This is a genomic window from Acinetobacter sp. YH16032 (assembly GCF_013417345.1).
GTDB lineage: Bacteria > Pseudomonadota > Gammaproteobacteria > Pseudomonadales > Moraxellaceae > Acinetobacter.
This window is the reverse complement of sequence record NZ_VPEE01000001.1, coordinates 248,011-262,034: the sequence shown is the minus strand read 5'-3', so window position 1 is coordinate 262,034 and position 14,024 is coordinate 248,011. Positions and strand designations below refer to the sequence as shown.

The 14,024-nt window shown below is 39.5% G+C and carries 14 protein-coding genes; 12 read left to right on the top strand and 2 right to left on the bottom strand.

Features of this window, described 5'->3' with window-relative positions; genetic code table 11:
• Positions 1–95 precede the first annotated feature (95 nt).
• The 12 genes from ppsA (at position 96) to alr (ending at position 12,719) form a co-directional block, all read left to right on the top strand.
• The gene (ppsA, locus tag FTV32_RS01250; RefSeq protein WP_035267067.1) at positions 96–2,474 is read left to right on the top strand and encodes a phosphoenolpyruvate synthase; all 2,379 of its coding nucleotides are present in this window, start codon (positions 96–98) and stop codon (positions 2,472–2,474) included.
• Positions 2,475–2,554: 80 nt separating this feature from the next.
• Entirely contained in the window at positions 2,555–3,316 is a 762-nt protein-coding gene (locus FTV32_RS01245) for an RDD family protein (protein ID WP_092766178.1), read from the top strand.
• A 289-nt stretch (positions 3,317–3,605) separates the two neighbouring features.
• Complete coding sequence (gene cyoA / locus FTV32_RS01240) at positions 3,606–4,670, top strand: ubiquinol oxidase subunit II (protein ID WP_035267063.1); 1,065 nt, start codon at positions 3,606–3,608, stop codon at positions 4,668–4,670.
• A 3-nt stretch (positions 4,671–4,673) separates the two neighbouring features.
• Positions 4,674–6,662 (top strand): cytochrome o ubiquinol oxidase subunit I, encoded by a 1,989-nt coding sequence (gene cyoB / locus FTV32_RS01235; protein WP_180027639.1) that lies wholly within the window; start codon positions 4,674–4,676, stop codon positions 6,660–6,662.
• A 4-nt stretch (positions 6,663–6,666) separates the two neighbouring features.
• Positions 6,667–7,284 (top strand): cytochrome o ubiquinol oxidase subunit III, encoded by a 618-nt coding sequence (cyoC, locus tag FTV32_RS01230; protein ID WP_180027638.1) that lies wholly within the window; start codon positions 6,667–6,669, stop codon positions 7,282–7,284.
• Entirely contained in the window at positions 7,281–7,613 is a 333-nt protein-coding gene (gene cyoD / locus FTV32_RS01225) for a cytochrome o ubiquinol oxidase subunit IV (protein ID WP_171076771.1), read from the top strand. The genes cyoC and cyoD overlap by 4 nt, the downstream gene beginning before the upstream one ends.
• A 10-nt stretch (positions 7,614–7,623) precedes the next feature.
• Positions 7,624–8,502, top strand: a complete 879-nt coding sequence (gene cyoE / locus FTV32_RS01220) for a heme o synthase (protein ID WP_180027637.1) — start codon at positions 7,624–7,626, stop codon at positions 8,500–8,502.
• Positions 8,503–8,806: 304 nt separating this feature from the next.
• Positions 8,807–9,193, top strand: coding sequence for a 30S ribosomal protein S6 (gene rpsF, locus FTV32_RS01215; RefSeq protein ID WP_035267614.1), 387 nt, complete (start codon positions 8,807–8,809; stop codon positions 9,191–9,193).
• 11 nt (positions 9,194–9,204) lie between these two features.
• The gene (gene rpsR / locus FTV32_RS01210; protein ID WP_004719336.1) at positions 9,205–9,432 is read left to right on the top strand and encodes a 30S ribosomal protein S18; all 228 of its coding nucleotides are present in this window, start codon (positions 9,205–9,207) and stop codon (positions 9,430–9,432) included.
• 9 nt (positions 9,433–9,441) lie between these two features.
• Complete coding sequence (gene rplI / locus FTV32_RS01205; RefSeq protein ID WP_035267617.1) at positions 9,442–9,888, top strand: 50S ribosomal protein L9; 447 nt, start codon at positions 9,442–9,444, stop codon at positions 9,886–9,888.
• 203 nt (positions 9,889–10,091) lie between these two features.
• A complete protein-coding gene (dnaB, locus tag FTV32_RS01200) occupies positions 10,092–11,537 on the top strand; it encodes a replicative DNA helicase (protein ID WP_035267619.1) in 1,446 nt (481 codons plus the stop codon).
• A gap of 111 nt (positions 11,538–11,648) precedes the next feature.
• Entirely contained in the window at positions 11,649–12,719 is a 1,071-nt protein-coding gene (alr, locus tag FTV32_RS01195; RefSeq protein ID WP_180027636.1) for an alanine racemase, read from the top strand.
• Positions 12,720–12,743: 24 nt separating this feature from the next.
• Here alr and FTV32_RS01190 read toward each other — a convergent pair whose 3' ends face one another.
• Both FTV32_RS01190 and FTV32_RS01185 read right to left on the bottom strand, forming a co-directional pair.
• Positions 12,744–13,187: a BLUF domain-containing protein gene (locus FTV32_RS01190; protein ID WP_180027635.1), complete on the bottom strand. Its 444-nt coding sequence runs from the start codon at positions 13,185–13,187 to the stop codon at positions 12,744–12,746.
• Between the two features lie 78 nt (positions 13,188–13,265).
• The gene (locus FTV32_RS01185; RefSeq protein WP_180027634.1) at positions 13,266–14,000 is read right to left on the bottom strand and encodes a peptidase; all 735 of its coding nucleotides are present in this window, start codon (positions 13,998–14,000) and stop codon (positions 13,266–13,268) included.
• Positions 14,001–14,024: the final 24 nt, after the last annotated feature.

Here is a 14,024-nt window from a genome sequence, read left to right as displayed (position 1 = left end):
CATGACTGTCGCTTAGTAATGAAAGTTTGCTAAGTTTTCACAGAAAAATATCATGCCAAGATAGTGATTAATACTGCAAAAGTGGAGTAACAACTTTGGAAGCACGCGTAATCGGTCTGGAAAAATTAGGTAAACACGACGTAGAAATCGTGGGCGGTAAAAACTCATCTCTAGGCGAAATGATCAGCCATTTAGCAAATGCTGGTGTATCAGTTCCAGGTGGTTTTGCAACAACTGCTGCGGCTTACCGTGAATTCCTTGAGCAAAGTGGTCTAAATGCCAAAATTTCAGCCGAGCTCAAACAACTCAATGTTGACGACGTAAATGCACTTGCTGAAACTGGTGCTAAAATCCGTCAATGGATCGTTGATACTCCGCTTACTCCAGCACTTGAAAAAGAAGTTCGTGATGCATTCGCAACTCTTTCTAACGGCAACCCTGAGATCGCGGTTGCCGTTCGTTCATCTGCGACTGCAGAAGATTTACCAGACGCATCTTTTGCAGGACAACAAGAGACTTTCCTAAACATCCGCGGTATTGACAACGTCTTAATCGCGATTAAGGAAGTTTTTGCTTCACTTTATAACGACCGCGCAATTGCTTACCGTGTACACCAAAACTTCGATCATGACATCGTTGCTCTTTCTGCTGGTGTGCAACGTATGGTTCGCTCAGAAACTGGTGCTGCTGGTGTAATGTTTACACTGGACACTGAATCTGGTTTCCGTGACGTTGTATTCATTACTGCATCTTACGGTTTAGGCGAAATGGTCGTACAGGGTGCTGTAAACCCTGATGAATTCTATTTATCTAAGCCACTTTTAAATGCAGGTAAACACGCAGTATTGCGTCGTAACCTCGGCTCTAAACACCAAAAAATGATCTACGGTGAAGAAGGCTCTGCAGGTAAATCAGTTGTTGTTGTGGATGTTGAAAAAACTGAGCGCCAACAATTTGCTTTAAATGATCAAGAATTACAAGAACTTGCTAAGCAGGCGTTAATCATTGAGCAACACTATGGTGCGCCAATGGATATCGAATGGGCGAAAGACGGTGATGACGGTCAAATTTACATTGTTCAAGCACGTCCTGAAACTGTGAAAAGCCGTGAGAATGTCGGCACAATGGAACGCTACCTATTAAAACAAAAAGGTACAGTTCTTTGTGAAGGTCGCTCAATCGGTCAACGTATCGGTTCTGGTAAAGTACGTATTGTTAATTCAATCAAAGAGATGGACAAAGTCCAAGATGGCGACGTTCTTGTTTCTGACATGACCGATCCTGATTGGGAACCAGTTATGAAACGTGCTGCTGCGATCGTTACAAACCGTGGTGGTCGTACTTGTCATGCCGCGATTATTGCACGTGAACTCGGTGTTCCAGCGATTGTTGGATGTGGTAACGCAACAGAAGTACTTGTTGATGGTCAAGAAGTAACTGTTTCATGTGCTGAAGGCGATACAGGTTTCATTTACGAAGGCGCTTTAGATTTCGAAGTTCAACGTAACTCGATTGAATCTATGCCAACACTTCCGTTCAAAATCATGATGAACGTTGGTAACCCTGATCGTGCATTTGACTTCGCTCAAATTCCAAACGAAGGTATTGGTCTTGCACGTCTAGAGTTCATCATCAACCGTATGATTGGTGTTCACCCTAAAGCATTACTCAATATTGACAGCTTACCTCGCGAAACACGTGCAGCTGTGATGACCCGTACTGCAGGTTACTCTTCACCGATTGAATTCTACGTTGAAAAACTCGTTGAAGGTATTTCTACACTTGCTGCTGCATTTGCTGATAAACCTGTCATCGTACGTATGTCAGACTTCAAATCAAATGAATATGCGAACTTAATCGGTGGTAAGTTATACGAACCTGAAGAAGAAAACCCGATGTTGGGCTTCCGTGGTGCAAGCCGTTATGTTTCTGACAACTTCCGTGACTGCTTCGAATTAGAATGCCGTGCATTGAAGAAAGTTCGTGATGAAATGGGTCTAACTAACATTCAAATCATGATCCCATTCGTCCGCACAGTTGCTGAAGCAAAACGTGTTATTGAACTTCTTGCTGCAAATGGCTTAAAACGTGGTGAAAATGGTCTTAAAGTGATCATGATGTGTGAATTACCAACCAATGCTCTACTTGCTGAACAATTCTTAGAGCATTTTGATGGCTTCTCAATCGGTTCAAATGACTTAACTCAGTTAACGCTTGGGCTTGACCGTGACTCAGGTATCGTTTCTCATTTATTTGATGAACGTGATCCAGCAGTAAAAGCTCTTCTTTCAATGGCGATTCATGCATGTCGTAAGGCAGGTAAATATGTGGGTATTTGTGGTCAAGGACCATCAGACCACCCAGATCTTGCTCGTTGGTTAATGGAACAAGGTATCGAATCTGTTTCACTCAACCCAGACTCAGTTTTAGATACATGGTTCTTCTTATCTGAAGAAAAGACTAAACAAGCTTAATAAACTATGTTAAAAAAAGACCCATTCATGGGTCTTTTTTTTACCCCATTATTTTTAGTAATTTTTGAGAAATTAGGTTTATGCAAATTTACTTGGCGAGAAATAATCAACAAGCTGGACCGTATACGGTAGAGCAGTTAAATCAAATGCTCTCGAGCCAACAAGTTTTACTCACAGACTTGGTCTGGCATCAAGGTATGACTGAATGGAAAGCTTTAGGTGAACTCACTCAAGGAAAATTATATTACCAACCTGAAGGCTATCAACCCACTCCACCAGCACAACAAAGCTATTCAAATCCTTCAATTTCGAGTGTCAATGTTCAAAAAAATACTGCACAGCAAGAACTTGCCTCAATTGGATCACGATTTTTAGCTAAACTCGTTGATCTGGCGCTGTGGTTGCCTGCCATGGTGATTCCATCATTCTTTATGCAGGAAGAACAAGTTGCTCAATTGACTGAACTTCAGCAAAAAATGCAGAATGCTAGCTCATCAGATCAAGCAATCAAATTACAGGAACAGTTATTTACACTGATTCCAATGGAAGCTTGGCAAGCAATGTTGGTTTACATTGTATTAATGCTAGCTGCTCAAGCATTTTTAATTGCGAAAAGTGGTCAGAGTTTAGGAAAAAAAGTAGCAAAAATTCAAATTGTTGATGCTGAAAATGGACAGCAAGTAAACTTAATGCGCGCATTCACATTGCGTAGTGTGATTTTTATTGTATTGAATTTACTCTTTATGCCATTCATTACCATCATTGATCATGCCTTCGGTCTAAGTCAAAAAAGACAAACTTTGCACGATAAATTAGCAAAAACTAAAGTCATAAAACGATAATTTTTATCTTAGGGGAGCAAATGCTCCCCTTTGTTTTGCCTCTGTTTTCATACCAAAAGTAATTAATTCTTCAACCAATTCCGACCAAACAAATTGGGTTTAATCCTTATATTTAAAGGCACTTTACATATAGCTTAGTTGGTCGTTATAGGGCATAATGCCCTACAACGTAGCGGTGTCATATGACTGAAATTCAGTAAATGTAATTTTCTGTTTTTCAATCATGTGACACTATAATCGCTATCCCATAATTTTATTAGGGAATGGGACTCTTCACCGAGGTTGTAAAATGAGACAAACAATTTTAGCTGTATTGTCTTTATCAACGCTTGCCGTGCTCTTAACAGGGTGTGGCGGTGATATGGTACTTCTAAACTCAAAAGGTCCAGTAGCACAAGGTCAGTCTGATCTTATGATGACTGCGATCTACCTCATGCTATTGGTAGTAATTCCATCAGCATTGATGGCTTTATGGTTTAGTTGGAAATATCGTGCGTCAAATAAAGATGCAGACTATAAACCTACATGGGCACACTCTACTATTATTGAAATCGTAGTGTGGGGTATCCCGTGTATTATTATTGGTATTTTAGCGTATTTAACATGGTGGGGCTCACACAAGTATGACCCTTATCGTCCGCTAGAATCAGAGAAATCACATTTAACTATTCAAGTTATTGCTGAACAGTTTAAATGGGTTTTTGTTTACCCTGAACAAGAAATTGCAACAGTTAACGAAGTTCGTTTCCCAGAAAAAACTCCGATTAATTTCAATATCACCTCTAACTTCACAATGAACTCTTTCTTCATTCCTCAGTTAGCTGGTCAGATTTATGCAATGGCGGGTATGCAAACTCAACTTCACGTCCTTGCGGATAATGAAGGTGTATACCGTGGTTTCTCTTCGAACTATTCAGGCTATGGTTTCACACAAATGCGCTTCCAGGCTCATTCTGTTTCAGAAGCTAAGTTCGCTGAATGGGTGTCTGCAGTAAAAGCTGGTAACGGTACTTCAATTAACCCTGAAGCTGTTCAAAAAACAGTTTTAGACCAAGCTGAATTTGCAACCTTGCGTGATGGTAACCGTTCAGAGAAACAAATCGCTGCGATGGTTCGTAACGCTAAAACCGATCTAGAGAAGCAACAAGCTGAAATTGCTCAAAAAGAAGGTCCATATAAGGCACATCCTCATCCTGTGACTTACTACTCTTCTGTTGAAAAAGGCTTGTTTGAATCAATTATCAACAAATACATGGCAAACTACCACGGTGCAGATCACTCAGCTAAAGCTGAAGGTCATGCTGTAGTTGCTGATGTAAATGCTGAACCTGCTTCTTCAGTTGTAGGGGAATAAGACATGAGCTTCTTAGGTAAGTTAAGTGTAGATGCTATCCCGTACGATCCAATCGTACAGGTAACAGTGTTAATGATGATTTTAGGTGGTATTGCAGTATTTGCTGGTATCACTTATTTCAAAAAATGGGGCTACTTGTGGAACGAATGGTTCACATCTGTAGACCATAAAAAAATTGGTATTATGTACCTTATCGTTTCTGTGATCATGTTATTACGTGGTTTCGCGGATGCGATTATGATGCGTCTTCAATTGTTCCTTGCAAAAGGCGGCGGCGAAGGCTATCTACACCCTGAACACTACGACCAGATTTTCACCGCACACGGTGTAATCATGATTTTCTTCGTAGCGATGGGTCTTGTAGTGGGTATGATGAACATTTCTGTTCCACTACAAATTGGTGCGCGTGACGTAGCATTCCCATTATTAAACTCTTTAAGCTTCTGGTTATTCGCTGGTGCTGCAGGTTTGATGATGGTTTCTCTTGCGCTTGGTGAGTTTGCGGCAACTGGTTGGATGGCTTACCCTCCTCTTTCAGGTATCGAATACTCTCCTGGTGTTGGTGTTGACTACTATATCTGGGCACTTCAGATCTCTGGTCTTGGTACACTTCTTACTGGTGTTAACTTCTTCGTTACCATCATTAAAATGCGTGCTCCTGGCATGGGTCTTATGGATATGCCGATCTTTACGTGGACATCTTTATGTACTTCAGTATTGATCATCGCATCATTCCCAGTGTTAACTGCAACAATTGCAATGTTAACGCTTGACCGTTATTTCGGTTTCCACTTCTTTACAAATGACATGGGTGGTAGCCCAATGTTGTATGTAAACTTGATTTGGACATGGGGTCACCCAGAAGTTTATATCTTGATCCTACCTGCATTCGGTCTATTCTCTGAGATTACTTCTGTATTCTCTCGTAAGACATTGTTTGGTTACAAATCAATGGTATATGCAACGATCGCGATTACAGTTCTTGCATTCGTAGTATGGTTACACCACTTCTTTACAATGGGTTCAGGTGCCAACGTTAATGCGTTCTTCGGTATCATGACCATGATTATTGCGATTCCTACAGGTGTGAAAATCTTCTCTTGGTTATTCACAATGTATAAGGGTCGTATTACCTTCACATCACCAATGTACTGGACAGTTGGCTTCTTAGTGACTTTCGGTATCGGTGGTTTGACTGGTGTACTTATGGCGGTTCCACCTGCGGACTTCCTTGTACACAACTCACTATTCTTAATCGCTCACTTCCATAACGTAATTATTGGTGGTGTTGTATTTGGTATGTTTGCTGGTATTACTTTCTACTGGCCGAAAATGTTCGGTTGGCAGTTAAGTGAATTCTGGGGCAAAGCATGCTTCTGGTTCTGGTTCTTCGGTTTCTACTTCGCGTTCATGCCATTGTATATCCTAGGTTTCATGGGTATGACTCGTCGTCTAAACTCGTATGACAACCCAGACTGGGATCCATATGTTGGTATCGCATTATTCGGCGCTGTATTAATCGCAATTGGTATTGCTTGTTTCATCATGCAAATCATTGTTGGTTTCTTACAACGTGAACAAACTCGTGACGTTACAGGCGATCCATGGGATGCACGTACGCTTGAATGGGCGACTTCATCTCCAGCTCCATTCTATAACTTTGCAGTACTGCCTCAAGCGAACGGTATCGACCGCTTCTGGACTGACAAAGAAAATGGTGTAGCTTACGCACGTCCTGCTAAATATGAAGATGTTCATATGCCAACTAACCGTGCTGCGGGTGTACTTATTGCACTGATCATCACTGTTATGGGCTTTGCGCTTATCTGGCACATTTGGTGGTTAGCGATTGTTTCTTTCGTTTCTGCAATCATTGGCTTTATCTGGAGCTCATTCACGAAGAAAGTGGATTACTATGTTCCAGCTGCTGAAGTAGAACGTATTGAAAACGAACGTTATGCGTTACTCGAAAAACACTTGAAGAAGGACTAAGGATATGGCTGAAGTACTTCATCACGAAAACCACGAGCATGATGAACATCATCACGATGATACAGACATCACGGTCTTTGGTTTTTGGACTTACTTGATGAGTGACTTGATTTTATTCGGTACACTCTTCATCGCGTTCGCTGTATTAAGCAGTCATATTCCACCTGGCACTCCAAGTGCAAAGGATCTTTTTGCAGATTCTTTAGGTTTCGTTTTAACTGAAACTTTCGCACTTTTGATTTCATCAGTGACATTTGGTTTTGCGGTACTTGCTTCTTACAAGAAAAATGTTGGTCAAGTTCTAACTTGGTTAGCAGTTACATTTGTATTCGGTGCAATCTTCATCGGCATGGAACTTTATGAATTTAATCATTTAGTTCATGCTGGTCATGGACCAAGCGTGAGTGCGTTCTTATCTGCGTTCTTTACTTTAGTTGGTACGCACGGTATTCACGTAACTTCTGGTTTGGTATGGATGATCGTGTTGATGATTCAAATCAAAAAATATGGTTTGACTACAATCAATACTCGTCGTCTTGCTTGCCTAAGCTTGTTCTGGCACTTCCTTGACATCGTATGGATCTGCGTATTCAGCGTAGTGTACTTAATGGGAGTATTATAATGAGTCATGATCATAATGCTGCTGGTGCATCACACGGTAACGTAAAGCAATACACAATCGGGTTTGTACTTTCTGTTTTATTGACTGTAGTTCCATTCTACATGGCAATGAATACTGATAGCTTCAGCCGTGGTGCAATTATTGCTGTTATCGGTATTACAGCTGTTGCTCAGGTACTTGTACAATTAGTTTACTTCTTGCACATGAACTCATCTTCAGAGCAACGTTGGAACGTGATTGCATTTATCTATACAATTCTAACTATTGCTGTTCTTTTAGTTGGTTCTGTATGGATCATGAACTACTTACATTCAAACATGATGATCTAAACTGATTGTCATGTTTAAAAAGTACTTATTCCTGACTAAGCCAGGAATTCTCTTTGGTAACTTTGTTACCACTTTGGGTGGCTACTTTGTAGCCACCCAAGGTTCAGTAGATTTCCTTCTCCTGCTTCTTACCCTCATTGGCACTACCCTCGTAGTTGCATCTGGATGTGTGGTCAATAACGTTATTGATCAAGACATCGACCAAAAAATGCAGCGCACACAAAATCGTGCGTTAGTTAAGAAAACCATTTCTGTTCAAATTGCATTAGCTTTTGCTTTGCTGTTAGGCATACTCGGTTTTGGCATTTTATGGTTTTGGGTAAATGCGTACGCTTTTTTATTCGCAGTTATTGGTTTTGTCATATATGTTGGTTTTTACAGCTTATGGACAAAACGAACAACGATCCACCAAACTGTGGTCGGTAGTATTTCTGGTGCAGCCCCCCCTGTCATTGGATATACAGCGGTCGCGAATCAATTCGATTTAGGTGCGCTACTCATTTTCTTGGGTTATGCATTTTGGCAAATGCCTCACTCATGGGGAATTGCAATTTATCGTTTTGATGATTACAAAAATGCGGGTATTCCGATTCTTCCTGTTGCACGCTCGATTGTTCGCACCAAGATCGAATCGCTGATTTACATTGTGCTATTTGCAATCTCAATGAACGCTTTATTTGTATTTGGCTATGCAAATTGGCTTTATTGTATAATTCTCAATGTATTGACTGTTTATTGGCTATATTTAAATATCATTGGATTTAAAGCTGAAAATGATCAATTATGGGCAAAGAAATATTTTTTATTCTCTGTTCTCCTAATTACGATTATTAGTATTTGCTTTAGTTTTACTGCTACTGCACCAATAAACAATCTTGTCATTTTTTAAAAGATAGAGAAGCCTCTATCTTTTTTTTATCTTCGCTTTAAGCAGTCTATAAATATCTATACTCAACACTACCTTCAAATACTTTCTAAAAGTAAGTTAATTTTCAAAATTAAATATTCCAATTTATTTTCTTCGTCGTTATATTTTGCTTTATTTTTCTTGTAATCCCCTGCCGACATCCTTACAATACAGCTTCGCATTTTTTGCGACACATTAAGTTTTTTTGAAACCAATAAAATTTATTTGTGACTCCTTGCTTCTAACAAATGCGTTAGGGGCTGCATAAAACCGTAAGGAGCTGACAATGCGTCACTACGAAATCGTAATTCTGGTACATCCAGACCAAAGCGATCAAGTGGTAGGTATGGTAGAACGCTATATCTCTCACATTAAAGATGCTGAAGGTCAAATTCACCGTCTTGAAGATTGGGGCCGTCGCCAATTGGCTTACCCAATTAACAAAATTCACAAAGCGCACTACATTTTAATGAACGTTGAATGTAACCAAACTACGCTTAATGAATTAGAAGAATTATTCCGTTACAACGATGCTATTCTTCGTAACGTTATTATTCGTCGTGAAAACGCAATCACTGAAGAGTCTTTATTGGCTAAGAGTGCTGAAGAAAAACGTGCGCGTAAAGCTCAACGTGAAGAAGCACAACAAGCTCAAGACTCTGCTGAAGCATAAGGAGAACATCAATGGCACGTTTCTACCGTCGTCGTAAGTTCTGCCGCTTTACAGCTGAGAACGTTACATATATCGACTATAAAGATATCGATACTTTAAAACAGTACATCACTGAAAACGGCAAGATTGTTCCTAGCCGTATTACAGGTACTAAAGCTCGTTACCAACGTCAATTAGCTCTTGCTATCAAACAAGCTCGCTACTTAGCGTTGATTCCTTACACTGACAATCATAAGTGAGGTTGAGCTGTGGATATTATCTTATTACAACGCATTAAGAACCTTGGCAAATTAGGTGATAAAGTTTCAGTTAAAGCTGGTTACGGCCGCAACTACTTAATCCCTCAAGGTAAAGCAGTTGCTGCTACTGAAGCTAACACTGCTGCATTTGAAGCTCGTCGTGCTGAACTTGAGAAGCAAGAAGCTGAAGTACTAGCTGCTGCTCAAGCACGTGCTGACCAATTGAACGAAGTAAATATCGTAATCACTGCGAAAGCTGGTGACGAAGGTAAACTATTTGGTTCTATCGGTACTCGTGACATCGCTGACGCGTTGACAAATGCTGGTCTTGAAGTTGACCGTGCTGAAGTTCGTTTACCGAACGGTGCACTTCGTCACACTGGCGAATTCAACATCGCAATCCAATTGCACCATGATGTTGTTGCTGAAGTTCTCGTTACTATCGTATCTGAGTAATTTTATGCAAAGAAAAAGAGCATGCATCTGCATGCTCTTTTTTTATCCCTAATAATTATAAAATTTTATTTAGCAAGCTGAAATTTGGACTTAGTTTTTCATTTGTTATCGATATTATTTGTTGCACTGTCTTGCTTATGCATTTTGCATTAAGATAAGTCTCCCCTTTTCATTTTCGTAATTATTGTAAATCAAGGTTTTATATGTCTCAGGCGACTGCCAAAAAAAATACGAATAACACTGAGTTAGATTTGCTAAAGAGTGAATCTTCAGCACTCAAAGAGTTTCGTACGCCTCCGCACAATCTTGCTATTGAACAGGCTGTTCTTGCCGCACTCATGACAGTAGCTGAGTCATTCGAACAAGTCAGCGATATATTAACCGAGAATGATTTTTACGCGACTCGACATAAATATATTTTTAGAGCGATCGAAAAACTCTCTAAAGAAAGTTCACCTTATGATGCCGTATTGGTCAATGATTGGTTAATCAAACAGAACCTGCTTGATGCAATTGGTGGTGAAGAATATTTAATGCAATTGATGGCGGATTCTCCATCAAGCTTTTATAACCTTGAAACTTATGCCAATAAAATACGTGAATTTGCAACTTTGAGAAATATGATTAAAGTTGGTAATGAAATTCTACAAAATGCGTATGACACGAAAGGTCGAGAAGTCAGTGAAATTTTAGATTTAGCTGAGACCAGTATCTTTTCTTTGGCTGAACAACACAATAACAATGCTAAAGCTCAAGGACCAAAAGCAATAAATACCGTTGTCGCAGATGTATTCGATAAACTCAACGAATTATCACAACTTGATGGAAATATTACAGGTCTGACCACAGGGTTTGTAGAACTTGATAATAAAACATCAGGTATGCAAGCTGGAGATATGATCGTCGTTGCTGCCCGTCCATCTATGGGTAAAACAACTTTCGCAATGAATTTAGTCGAAAGTGTGCTATTCAATTGCAACCTTCCTGCACTCGTATTCTCCATGGAGATGCCTGCTGACTCTATTGCCATGCGTTTAATTTCCTCGTTTGGTAAAGTGCATCAAGGACATTTGCGATCTGGCAAATTAGATGGCGAAGAATGGAACAAGGTCACGGGAACGATTCTTCAACTGCAAGAAAAACATCTTTATATTGATGATTCATCTGCCCTACCACCGACTGAAATGCGCGCACGTGCAAGACGTATCGCCAAACAACACGGTGGTAAACTTGGTTGCATTATGGTCGATTACCTGCAGTTAATGAAAGTACCAGGTATGGGTGATAACCGTGTGGGTGAAATTGGTGAAATTTCTCGAAGCTTGAAAGCACTGGCCAAAGAGATGCATTGCCCTGTGATTGCACTTTCGCAGCTTAACCGCTCACTCGAAAACCGTCCAAATAAACGTCCTGTAATGTCAGACTTACGTGAATCTGGAGCAATTGAGCAGGATGCCGATTTGATCATGTTCATTTATCGTGATGAGGTATATAACAAAGAGTCTAAAGAAGCAGGAACTGCCGAAATCATTATCGGTAAACAACGTAATGGTCCAATTGGTACTGTTCGACTCGCTTTTGAAGGTCAATATACGCGTTTCAGTAACCTATCACCTGAATATTATGCGCAAAACCAAGAAGAAGAGTAATGTTGCTTTGATCAATTCGTAGTTGAGAACGCACGAATTGATCTGACCACAATTATCTTTTTTCAGTTTAAAAGATATAACCTTTCCACATGCCTCTAGGAGTAAATTAGAGTGCGCCAAGCAACGGTTTGTATTGACACACACGCATTGCAATACAATTTAAATCGCGTGAAACAACTTGCACCAAACTCTAAAGTTGTAAGTATGGTGAAGGCAAATGCTTATGGTCATGGCGTTTCAGACTGTTTAGCCGCATTGAACCAGTCTGATGCTTTTGGCGTTGCATGTTTAGAAGAAGCACTTGAAATACGTCAATCAGGTTTTAAACAATCTATCACATTAATTGAAGGTGTTTTTTCTGAAGATGAAATGCAAATTGCGATTGACCAACATATTGAAGTAATCGTTCATCATCCTCAACAACTGCAGTGGTTGTTGCAAGTTAAAGATGCTTATATCGCCAGAAATCTAAAAGTATGGGTTAAATTAAATAGCGGAATGAACCGTTTAGGCTTCAAAATTGATGTAATCAAATCGATTATTCATCAATTAAAAAATGAAGGTTTTACCTGTGTACTTGCAATGCATTTTGCTAATGCAGATGTTGATCACCCTTTAAATGAACAACAAATATCTCAATTTCTTGAAGTAAAACAAGATTGTGCACCAATTTTAGCTTCATGTTGTAATTCAGCGGCAATTTATAAATACCCTGAATTGCATTTTGACTATGTTCGTCCTGGTATTATGCTGTACGGCGCAACGCCATTTGCAGATCGTGACGTCCACGCTCTAGATTTAAAACCTGTCATGACATTTAGTGCTGAGATTATTGCACTTAACGTCATTCAATCAGGTGAAGCTGTAGGTTATGGCTCAACCTTTGTTGCACAGCGACCTATGCAATTAGCAATTGTCTCGATCGGATATGGTGATGGGTATCCAAGAGCTTTTATTCGTGAGAATTCGGTTTCACTAGATGGTCAATTAACCCCAGTGATTGGCAGAGTTGCCATGGATATGATTGCCATAGATGTCACTGATCTCAACGCGAAAATTGGTGATCCAGTAGAATTATGGGGTAAACATCGTTTAGTGGATGATGTTGCTGAAGCGAATGGTACGATTGGTTATGAGTTGTTATGTCGATTAAGCCAACGTCCGAAGCGTCTCAAAATGTAATGAGCAAATTAAATCAACGTAATGCTAAACAGCATTACGTTGTAGTTCATTAAAATCCGTATCCTGAGCGCGTGTCAAAAATCGAATTAAATAATCAGCTTGATCTTGTGTAAACTGTGTAGGCGTAAATTGACTAAATCCCATATCTATTAAAGCCTGCTTCACTGGACTTTGTCGTCCTACAAACTTCATAGACCATTCTTGAAATTGTTTTTTTTCAATATTTTTTCGCTGGAATAGGCGAATTTGATGATGGCGTTTATCCTTGTGAAGCTTTTGCAACAATATATCTAGTGTGGCTTCATCACCCTCTAGACATTGAAAATAGTGCCCATCTGCATAATAAAGTGCTCCAGAAATTTGATGCTCAAAATTGAAATGACGGGCTTCATTCAAGATTTCACGAACATCAATCAATAAGCGACTTGCATCTGCAGTCGACACACTCGCATAACTGAACTGTTGCATTGCTTCCCCTAATTTTTATAGTAATGATTTAATATTCAATGCAACTCAATTTAATCTAAACTCAATCATAAAGCAAAATTATTGCCAATAGTCTTCTGTTGGCCGTGGCAAACCGTTTAATCCTTGACGCAAAGTATCTGACCAAAGTTTACTAATAGATGAAAAATATGGATCATCATCATGAATACGTTTAGACAATGGAGTCGCAAAACTATCTTTTTTATAAATACATGCATCTAGTGGTAAGCCCACAGAAACATTAGATCTAAGGGTTGAATCAAATGAAATTAAACCGCATCTTAATGCTTCATCTAATTCAGTATTGTAATTTAATGCACGATCTAAAATTGGTTTACCGTATTTACTTTCCCCAATCTGAAAAAAGGGCGTATCTGACGTCGCATTGATAAAATTACCCTGAGGATAAATATTATATAACTGAATATCCTCCCCTTGAATTTGACCAGAAAGTAAAATCGTACAGTGATAATTACTTTGCTCTAGTTGATCAGTAGTCACATCCATAATGACACGCTTTAAAGTATGACCAACCAATTCAGCCATCTCGAACATGCTATTCACACTATACAAATTAGGTTCGTGTTTTAAATCTAGCTGATTCTGCAAATGTCCTATAACGGCTTGTGTCGTCGCCAAATTACCCGCAGTTTGTATACTGATAAAACGCTCACCCTCAACACCGAAAAGATAGAGTTTACGAAATACAGAGATATGATCTACACCTGCATTTGTTCGCGTGTCACTGATACAAATTAAACCATCACGTAAACGCATAGCACAACAATAGGTCATTGAAATATCTCTTCTAAATTTTGT